The organism is Klebsiella sp. BDA134-6 (assembly GCF_015601345.1).
Classification (GTDB): domain Bacteria; phylum Pseudomonadota; class Gammaproteobacteria; order Enterobacterales; family Enterobacteriaceae; genus Klebsiella; species Klebsiella grimontii.
This window is the reverse complement of the sequence record NZ_CP064784.1, coordinates 2,381,466-2,403,340: the sequence shown is the minus strand read 5'-3', so window position 1 is coordinate 2,403,340 and position 21,875 is coordinate 2,381,466. Positions and strand designations below refer to the sequence as shown.

28 protein-coding genes and 1 pseudogene are annotated in these 21,875 nt (G+C 51.6%); 19 read left to right on the top strand and 10 right to left on the bottom strand.

Annotation, left to right across the window (positions count from 1 at the left end; all coding sequences use genetic code 11):
- Complete coding sequence (locus IYV58_RS10985; protein ID WP_004131629.1) at window positions 1-633, top strand: LexA family protein; 633 nt, start codon at window positions 1-3, stop codon at window positions 631-633.
- Between the two features lie 236 nt (window positions 634-869).
- Here IYV58_RS10985 and IYV58_RS10980 read toward each other — a convergent pair whose 3' ends face one another.
- Window positions 870-1,097, bottom strand: a complete 228-nt coding sequence (locus IYV58_RS10980) for a hypothetical protein (protein WP_116281073.1) — start codon at window positions 1,095-1,097, stop codon at window positions 870-872.
- A 303-nt stretch (window positions 1,098-1,400) separates the two neighbouring features.
- The gene (locus IYV58_RS10975; RefSeq protein ID WP_195729587.1) at window positions 1,401-1,664 is read right to left on the bottom strand and encodes a hypothetical protein; all 264 of its coding nucleotides are present in this window, start codon (window positions 1,662-1,664) and stop codon (window positions 1,401-1,403) included.
- Between the two features lie 366 nt (window positions 1,665-2,030).
- On the opposite strand from IYV58_RS10975, the gene IYV58_RS10970 reads away from it, so the two are divergent.
- The 6 genes from IYV58_RS10970 to IYV58_RS10945 all read left to right on the top strand — a co-directional run bounded on the left by IYV58_RS10970 (window position 2,031) and on the right by IYV58_RS10945 (window position 5,999).
- A complete protein-coding gene (locus IYV58_RS10970; RefSeq protein WP_195729586.1) occupies window positions 2,031-2,330 on the top strand; it encodes a hypothetical protein in 300 nt (99 codons plus the stop codon).
- Entirely contained in the window at window positions 2,330-3,118 is a 789-nt protein-coding gene (locus tag IYV58_RS10965; protein WP_195729585.1) for a ParB/RepB/Spo0J family partition protein, read from the top strand. Before IYV58_RS10970 ends, IYV58_RS10965 begins: the two co-directional genes overlap by 1 nt.
- Window positions 3,115-4,194: a DGQHR domain-containing protein gene (locus IYV58_RS10960; protein WP_195729584.1), complete on the top strand. Its 1,080-nt coding sequence runs from the start codon at window positions 3,115-3,117 to the stop codon at window positions 4,192-4,194. Before IYV58_RS10965 ends, IYV58_RS10960 begins: the two co-directional genes overlap by 4 nt.
- Window positions 4,184-4,360, top strand: a complete 177-nt coding sequence (locus tag IYV58_RS10955) for a hypothetical protein (RefSeq protein ID WP_195729583.1) — start codon at window positions 4,184-4,186, stop codon at window positions 4,358-4,360. Before IYV58_RS10960 ends, IYV58_RS10955 begins: the two co-directional genes overlap by 11 nt.
- A gap of 261 nt (window positions 4,361-4,621) precedes the next feature.
- Window positions 4,622-4,885 (top strand): excisionase, encoded by a 264-nt coding sequence (locus IYV58_RS10950; protein WP_004131611.1) that lies wholly within the window; start codon window positions 4,622-4,624, stop codon window positions 4,883-4,885.
- Complete coding sequence (locus IYV58_RS10945) at window positions 4,860-5,999, top strand: phage integrase Arm DNA-binding domain-containing protein (protein ID WP_195729582.1); 1,140 nt, start codon at window positions 4,860-4,862, stop codon at window positions 5,997-5,999. Before IYV58_RS10950 ends, IYV58_RS10945 begins: the two co-directional genes overlap by 26 nt.
- Before the next feature lie 214 nt (window positions 6,000-6,213).
- On the opposite strand, the gene IYV58_RS10940 is transcribed toward IYV58_RS10945, so the two are convergent.
- Entirely contained in the window at window positions 6,214-7,371 is a 1,158-nt protein-coding gene (locus tag IYV58_RS10940) for a glycosyltransferase family 9 protein (RefSeq protein WP_049115621.1), read from the bottom strand.
- Window positions 7,372-7,732: 361 nt separating this feature from the next.
- On the opposite strand from IYV58_RS10940, the gene dgcJ reads away from it, so the two are divergent.
- The 3 genes from dgcJ to IYV58_RS10925 all read left to right on the top strand — a co-directional run bounded on the left by dgcJ (window position 7,733) and on the right by IYV58_RS10925 (window position 10,363).
- The gene (gene dgcJ, locus IYV58_RS10935) at window positions 7,733-9,229 is read left to right on the top strand and encodes a diguanylate cyclase DgcJ (RefSeq protein ID WP_004131607.1); all 1,497 of its coding nucleotides are present in this window, start codon (window positions 7,733-7,735) and stop codon (window positions 9,227-9,229) included.
- Window positions 9,230-9,262: 33 nt separating this feature from the next.
- Window positions 9,263-9,763 carry a YbaK/prolyl-tRNA synthetase associated domain-containing protein gene (locus IYV58_RS10930; RefSeq protein WP_004131605.1) on the top strand — a complete coding sequence of 167 codons (501 nt, stop codon included), beginning with the start codon at window positions 9,263-9,265 and terminating at the stop codon, window positions 9,761-9,763.
- A gap of 153 nt (window positions 9,764-9,916) precedes the next feature.
- Window positions 9,917-10,363, top strand: a complete 447-nt coding sequence (locus IYV58_RS10925) for a DUF441 domain-containing protein (RefSeq protein ID WP_004131602.1) — start codon at window positions 9,917-9,919, stop codon at window positions 10,361-10,363.
- Here the strand turns inward: IYV58_RS10925 and IYV58_RS10920 are convergent.
- Window positions 10,347-11,138 carry an AraC family transcriptional regulator gene (locus tag IYV58_RS10920; RefSeq protein WP_004131600.1) on the bottom strand — a complete coding sequence of 264 codons (792 nt, stop codon included), beginning with the start codon at window positions 11,136-11,138 and terminating at the stop codon, window positions 10,347-10,349. The genes IYV58_RS10925 and IYV58_RS10920 overlap by 17 nt on opposite strands.
- 100 nt (window positions 11,139-11,238) lie before the next feature.
- Here IYV58_RS10920 and IYV58_RS10915 point away from each other — a divergent pair, with 100 nt between their 5' ends.
- Entirely contained in the window at window positions 11,239-12,423 is a 1,185-nt protein-coding gene (locus IYV58_RS10915) for a CynX/NimT family MFS transporter (RefSeq protein WP_087829277.1), read from the top strand.
- Between the two features lie 37 nt (window positions 12,424-12,460).
- On the opposite strand, the gene IYV58_RS10910 is transcribed toward IYV58_RS10915, so the two are convergent.
- Window positions 12,461-13,153 carry a CTP synthase C-terminal region-related (seleno)protein gene (locus IYV58_RS10910; RefSeq protein ID WP_004131596.1) on the bottom strand — a complete coding sequence of 231 codons (693 nt, stop codon included), beginning with the start codon at window positions 13,151-13,153 and terminating at the stop codon, window positions 12,461-12,463.
- A gap of 162 nt (window positions 13,154-13,315) precedes the next feature.
- Here IYV58_RS10910 and IYV58_RS10905 point away from each other — a divergent pair, with 162 nt between their 5' ends.
- Window positions 13,316-13,825, top strand: coding sequence for a 2-thiouracil desulfurase family protein (locus tag IYV58_RS10905; RefSeq protein ID WP_004131595.1), 510 nt, complete (start codon window positions 13,316-13,318; stop codon window positions 13,823-13,825).
- Complete coding sequence (locus tag IYV58_RS10900; protein WP_004131592.1) at window positions 13,812-14,156, top strand: DUF488 domain-containing protein; 345 nt, start codon at window positions 13,812-13,814, stop codon at window positions 14,154-14,156. The genes IYV58_RS10905 and IYV58_RS10900 overlap by 14 nt, the downstream gene beginning before the upstream one ends.
- On the opposite strand, the gene IYV58_RS10895 is transcribed toward IYV58_RS10900, so the two are convergent.
- The gene (locus IYV58_RS10895; RefSeq protein WP_004131590.1) at window positions 14,151-14,390 is read right to left on the bottom strand and encodes a putative hemolysin; all 240 of its coding nucleotides are present in this window, start codon (window positions 14,388-14,390) and stop codon (window positions 14,151-14,153) included. The two genes, IYV58_RS10900 and IYV58_RS10895, sit on opposite strands and share 6 nt — an antisense overlap.
- Window positions 14,391-14,686: 296 nt before the next feature.
- Between IYV58_RS10895 and IYV58_RS10890 the strand changes: the two genes are divergently transcribed.
- The 4 genes from IYV58_RS10890 (at window position 14,687) to IYV58_RS10875 (ending at window position 16,194) form a co-directional block, all read left to right on the top strand.
- On the top strand, window positions 14,687-15,700 hold the full coding sequence (locus IYV58_RS10890) for a GGDEF domain-containing protein (protein ID WP_004131511.1): 1,014 nt from the start codon (window positions 14,687-14,689) through the stop codon (window positions 15,698-15,700).
- Between the two features lie 57 nt (window positions 15,701-15,757).
- Window positions 15,758-15,859, top strand: coding sequence for a YoaK family small membrane protein (locus tag IYV58_RS10885; protein ID WP_004101234.1), 102 nt, complete (start codon window positions 15,758-15,760; stop codon window positions 15,857-15,859).
- Window positions 15,859-15,933 (top strand): protein YoaJ, encoded by a 75-nt coding sequence (yoaJ, locus tag IYV58_RS28585; RefSeq protein WP_049250439.1) that lies wholly within the window; start codon window positions 15,859-15,861, stop codon window positions 15,931-15,933. Before IYV58_RS10885 ends, yoaJ begins: the two co-directional genes overlap by 1 nt.
- Window positions 15,934-16,071: 138 nt before the next feature.
- A complete protein-coding gene (locus tag IYV58_RS10875; RefSeq protein ID WP_087829280.1) occupies window positions 16,072-16,194 on the top strand; it encodes a hypothetical protein in 123 nt (40 codons plus the stop codon).
- A gap of 48 nt (window positions 16,195-16,242) precedes the next feature.
- On the opposite strand, the gene IYV58_RS10870 is transcribed toward IYV58_RS10875, so the two are convergent.
- From IYV58_RS10870 to lpxP, 3 genes are all read right to left on the bottom strand, one after another.
- The gene (locus IYV58_RS10870; RefSeq protein ID WP_004131510.1) at window positions 16,243-16,506 is read right to left on the bottom strand and encodes a DUF2534 family protein; all 264 of its coding nucleotides are present in this window, start codon (window positions 16,504-16,506) and stop codon (window positions 16,243-16,245) included.
- A gap of 128 nt (window positions 16,507-16,634) precedes the next feature.
- A complete protein-coding gene (leuE, locus tag IYV58_RS10865) occupies window positions 16,635-17,273 on the bottom strand; it encodes a leucine efflux protein LeuE (protein WP_004131509.1) in 639 nt (212 codons plus the stop codon).
- Window positions 17,274-17,361: 88 nt separating this feature from the next.
- A complete protein-coding gene (gene lpxP, locus IYV58_RS10860; RefSeq protein WP_004131508.1) occupies window positions 17,362-18,276 on the bottom strand; it encodes a kdo(2)-lipid IV(A) palmitoleoyltransferase in 915 nt (304 codons plus the stop codon).
- Between the two features lie 788 nt (window positions 18,277-19,064).
- On the opposite strand from lpxP, the pseudogene IYV58_RS10855 reads away from it, so the two are divergent.
- Window positions 19,065-19,268: pseudogene (locus tag IYV58_RS10855) on the top strand (ferric citrate ABC transporter ATP-binding protein FecE); the annotation flags it as partial.
- A gap of 27 nt (window positions 19,269-19,295) precedes the next feature.
- On the opposite strand, the gene fraE reads toward IYV58_RS10855, so the two are convergent.
- Window positions 19,296-20,339, bottom strand: coding sequence for a fructose-asparagine asparaginase (gene fraE, locus IYV58_RS10850; protein WP_032742101.1), 1,044 nt, complete (start codon window positions 20,337-20,339; stop codon window positions 19,296-19,298).
- A 278-nt stretch (window positions 20,340-20,617) separates the two neighbouring features.
- Here fraE and IYV58_RS10845 point away from each other — a divergent pair, with 278 nt between their 5' ends.
- A complete protein-coding gene (locus IYV58_RS10845; RefSeq protein WP_195729581.1) occupies window positions 20,618-21,844 on the top strand; it encodes an HD-GYP domain-containing protein in 1,227 nt (408 codons plus the stop codon).
- Window positions 21,845-21,875: the final 31 nt, after the last annotated feature.

The window sequence follows — 21,875 nt, the reverse complement described above, 5'->3', positions numbered from 1 at the left end:
ATGAGCCTTGCAGAGCGAGTTAAACAAAAAAGAATCGAGCTTGGGCTTACACAAGAACAAGCTGCTGAAAAGGCAGGTATTCGGCAGCAATCATGGGCAAGTATCGAAGATGGGAAAACCAAAAAGCCTCGAAATATCGTTGGTATTAGTAAGGCTCTGAACAGTGATCCGACATGGTTAATGACGGGTGGAACATTCATGCCTCTTTCCGATGTAAATTCAAGGAAAGTGCCATTGATTAGTTACGTTCAGGCAGGGGCTTTAGCAGAGAAACACCCTATAGATGCATTTGATGGTAGTTTCGAATACATCATGACAGATACTGATATGTCTGAGTTTTCGTTTGCACTCAGGATAGAGGGCGACTCAATGGAACCCGATTTTAAAGAAGGCGATATTATCATCGTAGACCCAGATCTTGAGCCAGTTCCAGGTGAATTCGTTGTTGCCAAAAATGGTGAAAATGAAGCAACATTCAAGAAGTACCGACCAACATTTACCGATTTGACTGGTCGCCAGCACTATGAGTTAGTTCCCCTAAACGACGACTACCCAACGATCAATAGTTCAGATCGGCCTCTTAAAATCATCGGTGTGATGATTGAGCACAGAATTTACAGACGAAAACGATAGTCCCTCCTCTAAGAACCGGCTCTTGCCGGTTTTTTTTCACTTTTTTTTCATTCAAAACAATCCGCTACAGATTAATTAGTATAAATGAGGCAGTAAATACAGTTTTTACTGTTGACCTCCCAACAGTTTTGTCTGTATTATCAATTCATCAACAGCGAACAGGCAGGACGCCCACGAAGTAGCCGCCCGGGCATATGAATGCCGGGATGATTCGCCAAAGATGCAGTTTGGTACGGCTAGCGCGGTTCCCAGGGATCGCCACCGAGAGGGTCCAGAATCATGACCGTTTGTCTAACAATCGCCTCATTATCAGGATCCAAGGAGCCAGAAGAGAGCAGGCTCACTAGCGATTTGATCTCCTGAGTAAATTCAGCAGGCGATCTACCGTCGCAGATAGCAACGGAAATTCTGCCTACCGCATATTCGATTGCTTTCAGCCTGATATCTAAGTTGTCGTTATCCATGATTTTTTCTCCTTCGTGGGTAAAAGCAGTAACAAAGATAACACGCTCCGGGCGTGAAGAAATTTCCCGGTATGAATTGCAGGTATCTTCGGGAGGGGTTGCGGAGCTGGATTGACCACCAGCAACAGATACTCACCCGACATACAGCAGCCGTTTAACCCACGGCGTCGGGGCTCCAGTAGACCTGGATTAATACTGTAGGGGTTGTGCCGGTTGGTCGCCGGCGCCCCGCCCGAAGATACTTCATTTAAAAAAAGCGCCCCATAGGACGCTTCGCTCTTTAACAATCTGGATATCCATTTATTAGGCAGTACATGTGACGCCAGTTACTTTTTTTATAAATTCGATAAGTTTCTCTGTGCCTTCTTCTATGGAATCAAACGCTTCTGAATGGAAAACTCCGTCAGCACGTGAATTAAAAATGTGTGAGAACTCAGGTTTTACCTCAACGGATGTAAGACGCTTTAAGGTATCCATATCGCATCTGAATTTATAGTTATTCCCGTGTTTTTGCAGCATATGTATACCAGTAGATGTATTGCCTTTTTTTTTAACCAACGTAACCATATAAAGGTTCCTTAGTAAATTAATGAGTGTTTACATTAAAAATGTTTATTTATTGGATTTCCAGATTAAACGAATACTCGTTGTTGGGGAATATCAGGATACGTCTTGCCTGATGTTGTGCCCCCTTTTTACACAAGACACAAGAGCACCACCGAGTGACGGGCCCATCACCCAATCCGCTCGGGCGGATTTGCAGCCGCTGGTGCTCTTCTGTGTTGTGTGGAGATTACTTGCACGCCGTCATTGCAGTGGCGGCGTCCTCCAGGACAGTTACTTTACAGAGCAGTGATCCGCTCCCCCATTCTCATGGGTTGGGTTGCTGCACCCTAAAGCGCGTTGCAGCACGTCAGTTGGAGAAAAAACATAATGGCAAAAACAGCACAGCAGTTAATTAAAGATGCCTTTGAGGCGGCTAAAACAATGCCTCCTGCTACTGCAGAACTGCTTAAAGATTTGGCAACTATGCTCGATGTTTCGAACGTTACTCTTCGCCAGGCACGTAAAGAACGTGACGCCATGAAAGAAGAAGTTATTTCCTGGGCTAAAGAATGCGATCGCATTGTTGAACGTCACACGAAGCCCCGCAGCAATATGCACGTCTTAGAAGCTATGCGCGATATGAAGAATATCTCGGCTGCTTCCACTAGCGATGTGGAGGCTGTCTGATGGCTAAAGATTCAAAAGTTGTATATGGCGCCAGTGGCAAGACAAACGTTTTAACGTTCGAGCCTGAAAACCTTCATCTGGTTACCGACAAAACTCACCCGCTTTACGATGAGCGTATCCACCTGCCTATTAGCGAGACTATGGTGCTGAACATCATGGACCAAGGCGTTCTTGAGCCGATTATCGTCTGGAAAGATCCGGAGACAGGGCTGTCTTGCGTGGTTGATGGTCGCCAGCGTGTGCGCCATACACTGGAAGCCAACAAGCGTCTGTCGAAAGATGGCAAAGAACCGTTACTGGTACCGGCAGTCGCTAAACGTGGTTCCGCTATTCGCATGGCGCAGGCGATGGTAAGTGCTAACGAAATCCGCCAGGCAGATACGCAACTGGGCCGAGCAAAGAAAATGGCTGATGCGCTGGAGCGCGGGCACGATGAGGACGATTTAGCACTGATGTTTGGCGTGAGTGTCCAGACAGTGCGCGCAACGCTGTCGCTACTGGATGCCACCCAGGCAGTTCGCGATGCAGTTGAGTCTGGAATTGTCACCGTTACCCAAGCCCGTCAGCTGGCATCACTTAAACCTGAAGAGCAGCGGGAGAAGGTCTCTGAAATCGAAGCGGCAACTGCTGGCACAACCGGCCATGAAAAAGCCCGGCGTCAGCGTCAGATCCTCGGTGATGCAAAGCCGCGCCTGAAAACCCGCAAAGAAATCACAAAAGCCCTGGAATCTGCCGAGGGTGAGTATGCAAGCGCACTCCGTTGGGTGCTTGGGGAGGAATCATTATGAGCAAAATAGGCGATCATTTCTTTGAATTTCCGGCGTCGCGTGGAACTCAGGGTGGTTCAATTGTCCTGATGCTGACAGTACCTGCACGAACACTAACGAGAGTCCTCGCCAGCGATAACTATGGGGACACCCTTGATCGATCTCAGCGAGAACTGAACCCAGCTAGGGCGAAAAAGTTTTATCAGTATCTCGTTGAAGCATACGAAAACAAGGAACCATTCATTATTCCGCCGCTTGTAGGTAACTGCGACTCGTATGTTGAATTCGAAGAGTTCGGAAACACTAATGTCGGGGTGGCCCGTTTCCCGCTGGATGCAGAGATTAAATTGTTTGATGGTCAGCATCGTGCAGCCGGTATTGCGGAGTATTGCCGCACCATTGATGAACCGATCCATGTCCCGATGATGCTTACTCTCCAGTTGCCACTGAAGACGCGCCAGCAGTTCTTCTCCGACATTAACAATAATGTTTCGAAACCTTCTGCGGCTATCAACATGGCCTATAACGGGCGCGATAAGAACGCGCAGGAGATGGTCAGCTTTATCAGTTCACATGACGTCTTTTCTGAAGTCACCGATTTTGAGCACAACGTCGTTCCAGCGAAAAGTGTTAAGTGGGTGAGCTTCAAGGCCCTTAGTGATGCCACTGCCAAATTTTCAGGTTCATGTTCGCAAGATGACCTGGAGGGGTTGTGGAATGCCTGGCTGATGCTGACTGGTTTAGATGATATTCGCCGCGGTACGAATCAGGCCGAGTACAAACGCGAGTATATCCAGTTCCATGCTGTGATGATCAACGCCTTCGGCTACGCAGTGCAGAGGTTAAGCGAAGGTCGGGGAGTTCGCGGGGTCACGCTGATGATTGAGGACCTGGTAATGAATACCGGCATTGCCGATCGTGAAGATTTTTTCCTCATTTCATCTTGGGATGGTATTTGCGCCAGCTGCGAGAAAACAAGGCCAACGGTAATTGCGAATGTCTCATCTCAGAAAGCTGCAGCATCACGCCTGATGGATGCCATCGTGAATAAAAACATGTCTGTCAGTAGCGGTAAGGAATCAGTCAATGGCCAATAAACAGTTAACAGATGAAGAGCTGCAAACGTTAATCATCGAGTTGCAGCAGACCGCTTACCGTCTTAACGGGACTAATTCTGCTTACCTGATGTCAGATGCGATAAAGCCATTGCGCGAGTTACAGGAACGCCGCAAGGCAGCAATGGACAGTGAGCCGGTGGCGTAGTTGGTGATTTATCACGGAGAGGTGTAAGACGAAACGATCGGCATTACTCGCTCCGTTGTTGAGGCTCAAGCGGATCATTATGGCTGGGAGTCGGCGTTAACGGAAATCATCCCGCTCTATCGCCACGCGCAGCAACCGGTAACAGGAGAGCCAGACCACCAGCTTTGCAAAAAGTGTAATGACGGGCTTCGTGGAGGATGCTCTGCTTGTTCGTTTAGTGGCAGATAACCCGGTTGCAGCCGGATTAGTGGAGATATACGTATGGGGCAGCTAGTTACTATCTATGACTGGGCATCAGGGCCAAATGGTTTTAAATATCCAGTGAGCAAGGCAACGCTGAACAAAATAGCTAAAACCAAACAAACCTACCCGGCTGCAATCAAACAAGGTCGCCGCTGGGTGATTGATGAAGATGCTCGTTTTATTGGCATGGTGGGTGATGTTGATATTTCTACATCTCTGTCAGATAAAGCCCGCCAGTTAGTGGAGAAGGCCTTCTATGGCAGCTCGACCCAGAAAACATAACATTAATATTCCAAACTTATACTGCAAGTTAGATAAGAGAACATCCCGTATCTACTGGCAGTATAGGCATCCCACATCAGGTGTTTTTGTAGGGTTTGGAACCGATGAAGATGCAGCGAAAGCTGCTGCAACTGAGATGAATCGTCTCATTTCTGAACAGGAAACAAAGCAATCATACGCTCTTGTCGATATGGCCATTAAAGCAAACGACAAGAAAGCCCCGGGAATGAGAGTTTGCGACTGGATTAAAAAGTATAAGGAAATTCAACAGGAGAGGATGGAAAACAACGAGATCAAACTATCCACATTAAAAAATAGGCGTCTTTGCTCGAATGTTTTATCTAAAAGAACACCGAATCTGCGAATAGCAGATGTGGATACCAAGATTATCGCAACCATCATTGATGAATATAAAAATGCAGGTAAGCAAAGAATGGGGCAACAGGTAAGGTCGGTTCTGGTTGATGTTTTTAAAGAGGCTCAACATGCAGGTGAGGTGCCTCCTGGTTATAACCCCGCTCTTGCTGCGAAGAATCCTGTAGTGAAGGTAAGGAGAAAACGATTGACCTTAGCAGAATGGAAAACCATTTTTAGACACGCTGGGGATATGCAGCCAGCTGCGCAGAACGCCATGCTTCTGGCTTTAATTACTGGCCAGCGACTGGGTGACATCGTTGATTTCAAGTTTTCCGATGTGTGGGATGGGTACCTGCATATCACACAAAACAAGACGGGGTCCAAAATTGCCTTACCTCTTTCTCTTAGATGTGACGCCATCGGTATGACGCTTGAAGAAGTGATCGCAAGATGCCGGGATCGATTCGTTAGCAAGTACCTGGTCCATCACTCAGTTCTGCATGCGACGGCGAAGCCAGGAAGCAAAATCCCTGTGAACTCAATATCGCGGTATTTCACCATTGCAAGGGATCAATCAGGGATTAAGTGGCCTGAGGGTCATACCCCGCCATCGTTTCATGAACAACGTTCACTGGCCTCTCGCCTCTACAAAGAACAAGGCTTAAACGTTAAAACCTTGCTGGGTCATAAAACTGACGCGATGAGCGAAGAGTATGCAGATGATAGAGGACTGGACTGGAAAAAGCTTCAGGTGTAGCTACGTGAAAAATGGTGAGGCATTACCCTGCTGGTCTTGTATTTTTCACGTAGCGTTTTGGGGAAAGATATTGGGGATATTTTGGGGAAACAATAAATGCTTTATATTTCAATAAAATATTTTCTAGCATTCTGCTTCACAAGCAGACCTCAAAAGCGGACGGTTAAACTTTTCCCGACAGCCAGCACAGACGCTGGCTGTTTTTTACCCCGCCTTACCCGGCCCGCCCCTGTTGCAGGGTGCCGGGATCAATCTCCGACATAATCAGGTCGGGTAAGCTCTCCAGCTGGTGCACCTTGCCGCACTTAACGATGATCTGCCGCGCCTTGTCGTATCCCGGCGCCCAGAGTCGATTATTCATCCGCACATCTTTATAGACCGCAATAAGCGGTTTTTTCCACGCTGCCGCCATATGGACCACCGAGGTATCCGGCGAGATAACTAAATCGGACTGGGCAATAAGCGCCATGCAGTGATGCAGCGTTTTAAACGGGTTCACGCAGACCTTTTCCGCAAGGGGAATGCGGATTTCATTGCGGTGATCGAGCAGGATGATGTTGACGTCGGGATAATCCTGACACAGCCTGGCGATAAGCGCTGCCAGCTGCGCCTGCGACATACTACGGTCCTGATGTCCGGCAAAAATATTAATCACCACGTTACGCCCGTTCAGCGCCGCCAGATATTCGCGAACCTGCTGATTAACATCCTGCGGGATATGCAGGTCATAAGAGTGGAGATATTTCTTATCCAGCTGCAGATAATCAGCGATGATCGAAAATGTCTTGCTGACGTGCCAGTTTTCACAGTCAAAATCAAAAGACCGGGTATAGTGATTGATGGAAGGCCATTTATTAAATCCCAGTACAACCCTGGGTTTTATCTGCCGTAAAAGCAGCATCCGGTGTACCGGAATATCAAACAGCGACGGGTCAATTACAACATCGTACTTATTATTCGCAAGCTCATTAATAACGGAGCGAGGAACATTATGGGTAAATTTGCGCAAATAATCCGCCGATTCAACATTATCAGCCTCATAGATATGGCGAATACGCGGGTTATGGCGCATGACCTGGCTATTCGATTTGGTCAACAGAAAGTCAACGGTCATTCCGGCCTCATGGAGGCATTTAACCAGCGCTGAGTCTACCACCACGTCGCCGATCGCCCCTTCATTACGCATTAGCAGTACCGTTTTGACAGAGGTTAAATCAGCTTCGCGGCGCACCCGACTATCCCAGAACGCTTTAGCGATATAGACTCGCAGGATATTGCGCATTTTCTTAAAAAAATAATTACGACGCCTGTTTAGCTCCCTTATTTTTTTAAACTTCCGGGGGGATGCCTGCACCGCTGAGTTTTCCATCATCATAACCTCATTACCGCTATCAAAAGTACCGCCTGTTACCCTGCTAAGGACTGGTGAAAATAAGAAAAGTTCGCTTGATAATTAACATTATTTCATTTTTAGCGGCGACAGGATAGCCGCAGGGGGATTATTGCAGCATATTTTATTGAGAACAAAATGAGTGAAAAATGGATTGAGTCGAATATTTACGATAGCAATATAACTTAGCACCCTTATATTTAATAGGCTATTTATCATCATAACCGTCCGGTCATGACGCATGACGATGCTGGACAGGCGACCAGTATGCTTATCATCGGTCATGGCGCCACCGGGCCACGCATGGTAGAATCATCTTAATTGTGCTGGCGAAATTATCATCATGAAATTACAGAATAAATTACTCCGTTATTTCATTTCTGCGGGGGTGGTTGTCCTGACATCTTCATTTCTGGTGTATGAATTAGTCGCCAGCCATCGGGATATGTCAGAATACATGCGATATATCGTCGAAAAGGGCGAATCCGCCTTTCTGTACGATAAATATCAAAACCAGCTCGTGATCTCCCAGTTCTCGCGAAAGCTGGATACGCAGCCGACTGCCGAAAAAGCCCAACGGGCCTGCGCCAGCGTCGAGAACAATGGTAAAGTCTTCGGCCTTAATATCGCCGGGCATACCTTCCCCGGACTTCACGGTACGCTCAGTACCACTCAGGCGTCATGCGGGCCGTGGATTAACGATCTGCCGGCGCTGCAAGCATTTGATGCTGCTATCGCCCAAAGTAATATGAACTCAGCGTTGAATGCGGCGACATTCAAATCTGACAAACGTTTCCGCTACTATCTTGATTTAGATAATAAGTATGCTTATTTCTATTCACCGATTGAGATAAATAGCAGCCCAGTCGCGAACTGGAATTTTCTTCACGACAGCAAGCTGGGCATCACTCAGAACAGCCTTAACGGTTTACTTCGCGGCCGCACGCTGATTTCCAGCATCTATGCTGACGCGTTAACCGGGCAGAATATTTTGTCATTTTTAACCCCGGTTTATCATCGGGATCGGCTGAAGGGCATCGTGATGGTGGATGTCACTCGCCATGATATTGAGAAACTTCTTTATACCGCCGACCGCCCTTTGGTCTGGCGCTATCTCGACATCACGTTAACGGACTCCGACTCAACATCTGAAATCCGCGTACACCGCAGCAATACGCATTTTTTCAGCTATGCCCACCATAGCCAGAAGGTGGCGGAAAACCTGCATATTGCGCTGTCGCTGGATATGACCTATTTTCTGCTTAGCTCCTGGAAGCTATTCCTGTTTTACCTGATATCTACCGGCGTTTTACTGCATCTGGTACGTATGCACTTTCGTCTGTATATCGACGTTTTCAAAGAAAACATTAGTGATTCTTTAACCGGTCTCTACAACCGAAAAATTCTCTCCTCGCTGCTGGAATCGCGTATGCAAAAGCTCACAGAGCAAGGGGTGAATATCGTGTTTATGGCGCTGGACTGCGACCGGCTAAAATACCTTAATGACACCTGGGGGCACGACGAAGGCGACCGCGCGATTGTGCTGCTCGCGCAGTCCATTTCCGCCGCCATCCGTAAAAGCGATTACGGCATCCGTCTGGGCGGCGATGAGTTCTTCCTGATCCTGATCGATTATGAGGAGCAAGAGGCGCAAAATATCCCTGCGCGTATTCGCCAGCACCTGAGGGCAATTGATATTAACCGGCGCGTTAATTTCTCATGGGGCGCCTGTAGCATGGCGCCGGGGGATAGTCTGGGCGACGTAATGAAAATCGCCGATGCCCGGCTGTACGAAAATAAAAAGCAAAAAAAACACGCTTACCCGGGGCGAGAGGATTAATCTTGAGGTTTTATTGTGAAGGAAAAAATCGACATGAACGCGCCAGTAAAAGTGAGTATTCATCAGCAGCTGTTGGCGCTGCTTAACCGCGACCATGCCCGCTACCGGGTCGTGGAACATGAAGCCGTCGGAAAGTGTGAAGCCGTGTCGAAGATCCGCGGCACCGCGCTGGGTCAGGGAGCCAAGGCGCTGGTATGTAAAGTGAAAGGGCATGGCGTTAATCAGCACGTTCTGGCTATCCTCGCCGCCGATCTGCAGGCGGACTTAGCCCGGCTCGCCGAATACATCGGCGGCAGTAAAGCCTCGCTGGCCAGCCCGGCGGAAGTTGACGCCCTGACCGCCTGCGCGTTTGGCGCCATTCCCCCCTTCACTTTCCATCCGGACCTGCGGCTGGTCGCCGATCCGCTGCTGTTTGCGCGTTTCCCGGAAATCGCCTTCAACGCCGGGCAGCTTGATAAGTCCATCATCCTTGATACCGCCGACTATCTGCGCATTGCCCGTCCGGAACTAACCGCGTTTCATCGCCAGGCCTGATTGTCCCCCTGCTACGATAAAGCCGGCGGTTGCAATCGCTCGTGCAGATGCCTCAAATCGCGAGTCTGCGATAAAAATCCTGTTTACTTACGCGATTATGCGTAGAGTAAACGGGCTTTTCTTTTTTTTATTTTTTGGCAAGGACCTCTGCACATGCTCGACACCACCCTGTTAATACTGCTGGGCCTGGCGGCGCTCGGCTTTATTAGCCACAACACCACCGTTGCTATTTCAATCCTGGTTTTAATTATCGTTCGCGTCACCCCGCTCAACACCTTCTTTCCGTGGATTGAAAAACAGGGGCTGACCATCGGTATTATTATCCTCACCATCGGCGTGATGGCCCCCATTGCCAGCGGCACGCTGCCAGCCTCAACGCTGCTGCACTCCTTTGTAAACTGGAAGTCGCTGCTGGCGATTGGCGTGGGGGTATTTGTTTCCTGGCTTGGCGGGCGCGGCGTGGCGCTGATGGGCTCACAGCCGCAGCTGGTGGCCGGACTGCTGGTCGGCACCGTCCTCGGCGTCGCCCTCTTCCGCGGCGTTCCGGTTGGCCCGCTGATCGCCGCCGGGATCATTTCGCTGTTTATTGGGAAGTCGTAGCCAGGCTGGCAAGATAGCGGCCCGGGGTTTGCCCTAGGCCCTTTTTAAACATGGTAATAAAGGCGGTGGTAGAGTCATAGCCCAGGCTCTGCGCCGTCTGCTGTACCGTCTGCCCGCGGATCAGCATCTGCAGGGAGAGAATCAGCTGCAGCTGATGTCGCCAGCGGCGAAAGCTTAAGCCAGTCTCACGCACCACCAGCCGCGCCAGATTGCGTTCGCTCATGGCGAATTCCGCCGCCCACTGCGCCAGCGTTTGCCAGCGGGCCGGGTCGACGGCCATCGTGTCCACCATCTGACGAATTTTTGGATGCCCGGAGACCGGGAGCTGCAGGTGTTCCTGCGGCTGCTGGGGAAGCTCATCGAACAGCACCTGCACCAGGCGGTTCATTGCCGGTTTAGCGAGTTCGGCCCTGCCGCGCTCGGCCATCACGAGGATAAGCTCGCGCACCAGCGGCGAAATCTTTAGCGTGCAGCAGCAATCTGGCATCGGCGCCGCGTCGGGTTCAATAAACAAAAAGCAGACCTGCGCCTCCGGCGTCGCCCGATTGCTGTGCGGCACCTGTCCCGGCACCCACACCGCGTACTGTGGCGGCACCATCCACATCGCGTTATCCACTTCGCAGGTCAGCGCCCCGTGAAGCGCGAGGATAAGCTGCCCTTTGCGGTGCTGATGGCGCGGAATGTACTGTTCGTCAGCAACAACCTGAATACGAAAGGCCGCCGCTGCTTCGTGGCCGCTGTCCGGATCGTAGCCGTCAAGGCCCAGTCCGATCATAAGAATGTCCGATTTTAGCGATAATCTGTCATTTTAGCTTGATTTAAACAGAGGACAAACAGGCTATTGTAACCGCCTCGTATTCTAGTTTGAGATAGCCATGAATTCCGCTTCACTTTCTGCCGGTCGCCGTAATCTTGTATTGATTGCCGGTATTCTGCTTATCGCCACCACCTTACGCGTTACTTTTACCGGCGCCGCGCCACTGCTTGACGCCATTCGCAGCGAATATGGCCTCACCACCGCGCAAACCGGTCTGTTAACCACTCTGCCGCTGCTGGCCTTTGGCCTGGTCTCGCCGCTGGCGGCGGGGGTCGCCCGCCGCTTCGGCATTGAACGCAGCCTGCTGCTGGCGCTGATCCTGATTTGCCTCGGTATTGCTCTGCGCTCTCTACCCATGGTCACGCTGCTGTTTATCGGCACCGCGATTATCGGTTGCGGCATCGCGCTGGGGAACGTTCTGCTACCAGGGCTCATTAAGCGTGACTTCCCGCAGCACGTCGCCAAAATGACCGGCGCTTACTCTCTCACAATGGGGGGTGCAGCGGCGCTGGGTTCGGCAATGGTCGTTCCCTTGGCTTTCGCCGGGCTGGGCTGGCGCGGCGCGCTGTTGATGCTGATGGTATTTCCGCTGCTGGCGCTGTTTATCTGGCTGCCGCAGTCGCGCAGGCAAGTCACCGCGCCGTTGACCGGGTCCGGCGCCATCCACAACCGCGGGATCTGGCGATCGGCGCTGGCCTGGCAGGTGACGCTGTTTCTCGGGATTAACTCGCTGGTCTACTACGTCATCATCGGCTGGCTGCCCGCCATTCTGCAAAGCATTGGCTACAGCGAAGCGCAGGCGGGCTCCCTGCACGGGCTGCTCCAGCTGGCAACCGCCGCGCCGGGGCTGGCGATCCCGTTAATACTTCATCGGCTGAAAGATCAGCGTGGTATTGCGGTACTGGTCGCCCTGATGTGCGCAGTCAGCTCGCTCGGGTTATGGTTTTTACCCGGCCAGGCGGTGCTGTGGACGCTTGTCTTCGGCTTCGGGTCCGGCGCGACCATGATTCTCGGCTTGACCTTTATCGGTCTGCGGGCCAGCTCAGCGCACCAGGCTGCCGCGCTGTCCGGCATGGCGCAGACGGTGGGCTATTTGCTGGCCGCCTGCGGGCCGCCGGTGATGGGGAAAATTCATGATGCCAACGGCGACTGGCATATCCCGCTGATCGCCGTGGCGTTGATTTCAATTGCGATGGCGGTATTTGGCGCGCTGGCCGGTCGCGATCGAGAGATTAACCGCTAGCGATACCGATGCCCGGCGACTGCTGCCGGGCGTTCGCTCACTGACTTGCCGCGCGTAAAAACGCGTGAACCAGTGGCGCAGGTCTGCCTTCCAGCGCGTTGCGCTCGTGCTGGAATAACGTGGCGACAAAGAACGGATGGGTCACCAGTTCTACCGCCCGAATCTCGCCGTCATCATCCCAGCCCGTGACCCGCAGGTCGCCCTGCTCCAGCTCGCGAGCAAAATCGTCGGCAATCCCGTAGCTACAGTGATAACCCTCTTCAATGGTGTCGCGGCCATAGGCGCGGGAGATAAGCGTATTGGCGCGCAGTTCAATATTGTCCGACTTTTCCACCAGCGAGCAGCTTAACGGCGCAATCACCATCCGCCCTTCGGTATCGGTTTCAGCATGCGCGGCATCCTGCCAGCCCATAACGTTGCGCGCATATTCAATAATCGCGTGCTGGAAGCCGCCGCAGGTGCCAAGGAACGGAATACCATTTTCCCGGGCGTGGCGAATGGCGATAAAGGCGCCTTCGACGTTTTTATAGGGGCTGGCGGGAACCACCCAGATAGCATCGTAATCGGCAAGGTCATCAGCGGATTTTATCTCACTGGTGGACAGCCAGTCATAGCGCAGCGGCAGCTCCAGTACGGCAGCGGCATCATCAATCGCCAGCGGAATCGCTTTATGGGCAACGACGTCGGGGTTGTAATCACCAACCAGGGCAATACGCAGGGGGGAGTTCATAGCAGGATCCTTATGTCATAGCGATTATCAGGCAACACAAGGAGCCTCAGGTTAGCGATCTCCGCGGCAGAACACAATCCTTATTTTGTCTGCCCCTGAACGCGGGTAATTTACTCTGACTGGCGTTATGGTATAGGGCAAACAAATGGCTACGGATGCACGATGAAGGACAAAATTCTGGTTAGCGCCTGCCTGATGGGCTTTCAGGTTCGTTATAACGGCAGTCACAAAGCCCAACTGGCTAACGCGCTGTCTCGCTGGCAGAGCGAGGGGCGGCTGGTCACCCACTGCCCGGAGCTGGCTGCCGGATTGCCCATCCCCAGGCTACCGGCGGAGATTCTTGACGCGCAAGGAGCGGACGTTATGCGAAATCGTGCGCAAATTGTCGAAAGCGACGGCCAGGACGTCACCGCGCACTATCAGCTGGCTGCCTGGCTGGCGCTAAAAGCCGCGCAGGAGGAAGGCTGTACCGCGGCGTTGCTCACCGATGGCAGCCCAACCTGCGGCAGTCAGTTTATCTATGATGGTACCTTTAAGGGACAGCGCAAACCCGGAGCCGGCGTTGCCGCCGCCCTGCTTCGCGAATACGGGATAACGGTATTTTCCGAGCAGCAGCTACCGCAGCTGCTTGCCTGGATGAAACAAAGGGAGAGTGACGATGATTCAATGTAAACGGGTTTATGACCCGCAGGAAGAGAGCGACGGCTACCGGATACTGGTAGACCGCCTGTGGCCGCGCGGAATAAAAAAAGAGGCGCTCAATTACGCTGAGTGGTGCAAAACCCTGGCGCCATCGACAGATTTACGTAAGGCTTTTCACGGCGAGACGCTCGATTTTGCCCACTTTAGCCAGCGCTATCGCCAGGAGCTTGAGGCCCATCGTGATGAAGGCGAGCGCCTGGCCGCGCTGGCACACCGGCAGACGCTGACGCTGCTCTACGCGGCGAAAAACACCCGGCAGAACCATGCCCAGGTGCTTGCTGACTGGCTGAAAGCGCTATGACTTAGCCGGATGATCTCGGCGCCAGAGCTCCCATTCGTCTATCGTTTCCCCGCCGGGAAGTTTGCACTCGGTGCGCACGCCCTGCGGGCTTTGAATGGGAACCTGTTTCCCGCCCAGTTGCTGACAGTAAACCGAAGCCGGGTTAGCCATCCCTACCGGATGTGCTGGTTGTGTCGGCTGAGTCTGCGCGCATCCGGCAAGCGCCAGTGGCAGCATCAGTATCATCCCCTTCATTTCTGCTCCTTAATTGATGAAAACGTTTTTTCGTCCCGAATCTCCACTGTTTCTCCATTTTAGCTGCACTTTTGCATCGTAGAGTAGCCCTGTTCTCGAACTGACCAGAGAACAGATCATTCCATAATCAATGAGTTTTCCCCGTCGCCCCCGACGGGGCTTTTTTTCCCGCCGCGGATGCAGGTATTCTCCTAACAGATGTGTTAAATTTTGTGTATCTCTGTTAATTCTGCGCTGATTGTTGTTTAGCATAGCTTGCTGGTAGTTACGATTAGCGTTCGGGAGCCGTATTCCTCATGTCCGATTTTATTCTCGCTCGCGTGACGCAAACGCTCGCCAATGAACACTCCCTCGAAACTTTGGTGCGACAGCTGCTTGAGATGCTGGAGCTTGTTACCCGAATGGAATCCACCTACCTGACGCGTATTGACTTCGACGCGCAGCGACAGCTGATTATGTATGCGCATAACAGCAGCGAAATGCAGATCCCCGAAGGGTTCTCCGTCCCATGGAACGACTCGCTATGTAAACGTGCGCTCGACGAGCGTTGCCTTTTCAGTAACGATGTCGCCGAACGCTGGCGTTCGTGTATCGCCGCGCAGGATTTGGGCATCGCCACCTTTTTCAGCATTCCTGTGCGTCTGACCGACGGCTCATTATTCGGCACGCTGTGCGCCACTAGCCGGGTAAGACAGCCCTATAACCTTGAGGGTGAGCAGGTTATGAATTTATTCGCCAACCTCATCGCCCACTACGTGGAAAAAGAGTCGCTGGTGCAGCAGCTTCGTTCTGCCAACGTCGCGCTTGAAATGCACTCGTACACCGATGAGCTCACCGGTTTACCGAATCGCCGCTCGCTGTTTAAGTATCTTGCCGCGCAGTTTCCACGGGCCCGCGAACAGGGGCGCAGCATGCTGCTGATTTTTATCGATCTCGACGATTTTAAAGCAATCAACGATCGATTCGGCCATCCGTGCGGCGATAGCTTTCTGATTCAGGTTGGCGAACGTCTCGCGGCTCACGTGCGCAGCGGCGACATTGTCGGCCGTCTCGGCGGCGATGAATTTTTAATTGTCGGGCCGGGCTGTGAATTAGCCGACCAGCAGGAGTATATCCCCGCGTTACGTCAAGCGCTGACGGGGATCTATTTCCTTGGCGAGCACCGAATTAACTACCCGGGCGCGAGCTTTGGCGTTATTGAGGCCGACCCGCAGCAGATTGACGTAGAACAGGCGCTACGCGCCGCCGACGACGCGATGTATCTGGATAAGCAGTCTCGTCGTCAGGGAAGATTTTTTCATATTGACTAATCTACGGTGAAATCCCGTATGATATTCGCCACGAATCGCACTTACAGGGGCTCAATCATGAGACTGGGTATTCTTTTTCCGGTGGCTATTTTTATCGTCGCCGTTGTTTTTCTGGGCTGGTTTTTTGTCGGCGGCTATGCGGCGCCAGGCGGAGCCTAATGAAAAAAAGCACCATTATTATGCTTATTGTCGCCATCGTCGCCCTGGCGGGAACGCAATTGGGCTGGTGGTAAATCCAGGAATATTCGCGACTCTTCGGCAAGGATTGCAGAGTTATCTCATCTACTCAATAACTTAAAAGAATACACTCACATCATCAGCCGATACCGCATGGCCGTTTCTGCGGACGGATTTAACTGGAGAAGTGAGAAATGAAAAAACCGATCGTGTTGCCGTTGATTCTCGCGCTTTGCACGTTGTTATCGGGATGTATTGTCGACCCAGGCTATCACCACCATCGCCACCATCATCATGACGACAGAGACTGGCGATAAAGCGGAAAACATCATAAGGCGAACTTCGGTTCGCCTTATTGCATGGGATCAGTCGCGACGGTCGGAACCTAAAAAGAGGAAGCCCAGCGGGATGGAGAACAGCAAGGTAAATACAATGCTATAAACCGTAACCATCGCCCCCTGCAGGAAGAACATTGACGTCGTCCACTCTGAGTACGGCATATTGTATTCGCTCACCACGCCGCCGAAGGTCGCACGCCCAACCACGATAAGCGCAATGGCGAATATCGCCGCTATCGACAAAAAGAACTTCTTGCTGTTTTTATTGCTGGTGAGTTTCTGCAGAATCATCCGGGTTCCCTTTTTTCTGAGCGATAATCGGCTGTATATGTAACACCAATGCAATCAAAATTGAAGGAGTTTTGTTACAAGGCAGAGTCAATCGCTATCGGGCCGGTCGCGCGTCCCGGCCGCAACAATTACGACTGCAGCGTCGCCAGACGGGCGGCAAAACCGACAAACACAAGGCCAATCAGACTGTTGCCGATTTTCGCCAGTTTCTTTTTCGTCTTCACGTAACGGGTGACGAACGAGCCGGAGAGGATCAGAAAGCTCATATAGATGAAGCTAATAATCTCCAGGGTCAACGCCAGGATAAAGAACGCCAACCCGGGCGTTTTGGCGCTGACGTCAATAAACTGCACGAAGAATGAGACATAAAAAAGAATGGCCTTTGGATTCGTCAGGCTGAGCGTCAGCGAACGTTTAAGAATCGCGCTCCCCGGCTCGGAATCAGAAGACGAATGACCATCACGCTGGGTTAATACCGCGTAGAGCATCTTACCGCCCATCCACAGGAGATAAATCGCCCCCAGGTATCGAACGATATTGAACAATACAGGCGTGGTCTTGATAAGCGTCGCAACCCCGGCAAAAGCCAGGAACATCAGCACCGCATCACCGATAAATACGCCAGCGGCCGCCAGATACCCTTTCCTGACGCCGTGGGCGACGCCGGTCTTGAGGACAAAAAAGGTATTCGGGCCGGGAACCAGGATGATAAAGATAGCCCCAACCAGGTAGGTCAGGTAATTCAGTACACCAAACTCAGCGAACACAACGCACTCCTTCGCTTACAACAAAATATGATCCCGCGCACGTTAACGCAACCGGGACCATTTTGAAAGCGCCGCGAGTGCGGATGCCTTAATAGAGTGAAGTTTCACCCAGCGGACGGGTTTTAAAGCGGCGGTGAACCCACAGATACTGCTCCGGCGCGCGCAGGATTTCTTTCTCAATAACCTTGTTGATATAGCTCGCCGCATCCTGTTTATCTTCACCAGGATAGTCGCTCATTACGTCGCTGATATGCAAGCTATAACCCCGACGGTCCGCTTTACGCACCATGCTGATGGTGAGCATTCTCGCTCCCGACAAACGAGAGAGCACGTAGGTGCCGTTGGTCGTTGCGGCCTGCTGTACCGAGAAGAACGGGGCAAATACGCTCCCCTTCGGACCATAGTCCTGATCCGGCGCAAACCACACCGCTTCACCCGACTTTAGGGCATGCACCAGACCGGATAAATTACGACGATCGATCATCGCCTTGTTCGAGCGCAAGCGACCGCGCGTCTGCACCCACTCCATTAACGGGCTATTGTGCGGACGGTAGGTCGCCATCATCGGACGACACAACCCCATTGTACGGCCGCCCAGCTCAAGAGACATAAAGTGGACGCCGACAACCATCACGCCTTTTTGTTCGCTCAGGGCATTGTTGAGATTAACCATGCCTTCGACGTCAAACCATTTCTTGACGCGTTCGTCGCTCCAGAACCATGCCATACCCGTTTCAATCAGGCCCATCCCTAGTGACATGAAGTTCTGTTCGATAAGTTTTTCGCGCGCCGCGGGCGACATGGTGGGAAAGCAAAGTTCGAGATTACGTCTGGCGATATGCTCACGGCGTTTGAGGAAGCGCCGGGATGCGCGACCGGCGCTGGTACCGATAAGGTGCAATACGGGATAAGGAAGCTGGACGATGAGCCAGAGCACGCCCAGGCCAAACCAGGTCCCCCAATTACGGGGATGAAGAAGTTTTTTATTAAAAGCGCAAGACATGTTTTTTCCTGTAAACATTAGAACATGAGGTAACGCTTAAGGAAAAAACGAGTCCCTTCATCTGTCATTAGGCGGTACGTGTAGCAGTTCAGACAATAATAATCCGGGTAAATTCACTCCGGCAAGTAAAAAAAGAGGCCAGCAGAGAAAAACACAATATCAGCACACCTGTAACAAAATGTAAATAAAAAAGTGAATAATAAACCTCAAATATCCACCACGGGAATGATTAACGCGCTAATCATTCAACATAAAGTATGTACACTTTCAAACCAGCGCGCTGCGCTGGTAAGCCACAGGCCACAGCTGAAGCCGCGTCGGGGGTATGCCAGGGGGCAAATGAGACCAGGATACTCTCTGCTCTCGGTTATCCTTTTCACAACGTTTGCCGATACGTGTTTCTTTAAATTCATAGTCTCACTGACATGAAAAAGAAATATTTAACATGAGTATCAGGCAAAAGATTAAAATAAGAATCAGCTTATTTTACTTTCCTGACAATAATTAATATTTATCGACAATTATCCATATCGCCGCAGGTTATTTCAGACTTTTTACCTACCTTGCTTTAACAAAACAGCAGGCAATAAAGTTAAGGTGCCCTTTACGACGTTAAAAAAGCGTAACCTGGATAAAAATCTCGGACGACTCTCACGCTTGAACACGCCATTGCGGATAATTTTTAACGCCTGGTGAGAACCTGGATCTTTCTCTCCACTGCTGATTGCCGTTCTCAGCACTGGCAGGGGGTTAGTTCTACTGGTGAAATTAATACGCGAGCTGCAGGGGTTACCATGCTGCACGATCTCAACCAGGCCAGCCGCTACTGCGATCATCTGGTGGTGCTTAAAGGGGGTCAGGTGCGGGCTCAAGGTTCAGCGGAAACGGTTTTGGCGCCGGAGATGCTGCGGAATATCTTTCACCTGGAGGCGGAAATTCATTCGGAGCCGGTGTCGCAGCGCCCGATGTACATGGTGAAACAACCCGGGTAAGGCGCCCTGCGCCCTACCCGAAGTTAATCAGTAGGTGTGGAAGTACTGTTGGATCACCTGCGGATTTTTCGTTTGCGTCAGCGCTGTCATCAGCAGGATGCGCGCTTTTGCCGGGTTGAGCGAATCGGATACCAGTCCCGGCTGACCATCATCAACCGGCACGACCCCGCTACCGGTGCGCGAGGCGCGAACCACCACGATACCGGCTTTTTCCGCCTTTTCGATCCCCGCCGCGCTGCGTACGGAGACCGATCCCGCGCCGGTGCCCGCATAAATAATGCCGTCAGCATGGTGCGCGATCGCCGCGTCATACATATATTCAGGGTCATCCTGATAGCCATAAATAATGACCACCTTCGGCAGCGCGCTAAGCTGACGGACGTCAAAAACCGAGCGCACGGTATGAATTTTATCCACGCGCGTTTCGAACTGCGGTCTGCCGCTCACGATAACGCCCAGATAGCCCTCTTCCGGCGCCTTGAAGGTATCCAGCGTTGTGGCATTGGTCTTCGTGACGAAGCGCGCGGCGCCAATGCGGTCATTGAGGACCACCATCACGCCGCGGCCTTTCGCTTGCGGATCGGCCGCCACGGTCACCGCTTCAAGCAGGTTCATCGGGCCGTCTGCGCTGATGGCCGTGGCCGGACGCATCGCCGCCGTGAAGACCACCGGCTTATTGCTTTTTACCGTCAGGTTGAGGAAGTAAGGCGTCTCGTCCAGAGTATCGGTACCGTGGGTAATCACCACGCCATCGACATCATCGCGGGCCAGCAGCTCATTGACGCGTTTTGACAGTTTGAGAATAATGTCGCTGGTCATATTTTCGCTGCCAATATTGGCAACCTGTTCACCGTCAACGCGGGCGACTTTGCTCATCTCAGGCACAGCATTAATCAGCGTCTGAACGCCAATCGCGCCGGCTTTGTACCCGGTAGTCTGGGTATTGCTGGCTGCCGAACCGGCAATCGTTCCTCCGGTCGCCAGGATAACGATATGCGGCAGACGCGTATCACTAAATGCAAAAGCGCTTATCGTCAGTAACGTCATTGCCAGTAATGCTCTAAAATTCATCATGACTCATCCCAAAATAAATATTAAATAAATTCGCGCAGAGAGAATGCAAACGGCTTGCCAGGATTTAATATATTTTACCTTGTAAAAGTGATTAACTATCAGACAAAAAAGGATTTTTACTTCGTCCGGAGCGCTACTTTGGTGCAGGAACGCGCTAAAAACGGGCATGACATAAAAGCGAAATCAGGATTAACTAATTCAATCTATTTTGCCGTGTCGGCATCGCTATCAACGAAATAGACCAACACGATGCGGGTAATGCGATGGAGAAAACGATGCGTATCGCCTTAAAATCAGCATTGATGCTTACCTCCCGCGTCATACAAGTGATTAATCCAGAATTACACCTGCATATGCAACGCACGGCGCTGATTGCGCTGGAGCTTGCGCAGGCATCGGGCCTATCTCGCCAGCAGCAGCAAACTATCTTTTGCGCCGCGCTGCTGCACGACATCGGCGTGCTGGGCGATAAAAGGGCGTTTTCATCGCTGAACGCCATCGATAACCTCAATGACCCACATCAGCACCGGGGAGCCGAAATGCTGGCCGGGTTAGCCACCCTGGCCCCCATCCTGCCGGTTATCCGCGAGCACCATTTTAGCCCAAACCACAGGGGCAGCCTCGAACAGCATATTGTCTATTTTGCCGACGTTTTTGAACGCCAGCTCCCTGGCGATAAGAGCGCGGCCACTTATCAAACCGATATGAGTATTGATAACTTCCGCGCGCTTTACCAGGCGATCGACCCGCCGCTGTGTCAGACCTTGTGCCAGCTCGCAGAAAAAGAGCATTTTTGGCTGCATCTTAATCCCGGACATATTCAGCGAATGCTGGAAATCATCGGCCCCATCAACGATGTATATATCGATATCAACGGTCTGAAAGATATCTGTCTACTTATTGCTAAAATTGTCGATACTTACAGCAGCTTTACCGCCAGCCATAGTCTGAAGGTTGGTCAAATTTCGCGCGCCCTCGCCGTTTATGTGAATCTGCCGGATCTGGAGTGCAGGAAGATTGAGATTGCCGGTTATTTGCACGATATCGGCAAAGTATACATTCCGCTGTCAATCCTCGAGAAACAGGGTGAGCTGAACGACGAAGAGTTGCTTCAGGTTCGCGAGCATAGCTATATGACCGGTGAAATTCTTAGCACCTTCAGCGAACTCGGTGAGATAATTAACTGGGCCGCGAACCATCATGAAAAACTGGATGGCAGCGGTTATCCGCTTCATCTTAATGAGGATTACCTGCAGCTACCGGATCGAATTATCGCCATCGCGGATATATTTACCGCGCTGACCGAAGACCGCCCCTATCGCCCCGGAATGCGCCGTCAGCAAGCGTTACAGCTGATAGAGAGTGATGTTATAAATGGCGCATTGGATAAAGATGTGTATCGTATTTTGCATCAGCATGCCGAAGCGCTGCACGCTATTATTACTCACACGCTGCCCCCTGAATCACCGGTTTTTTCTGGTGAAGCCGGTGCGCAACGATAAAAACAAAATAATTCATCTGCACGCAAGGAAT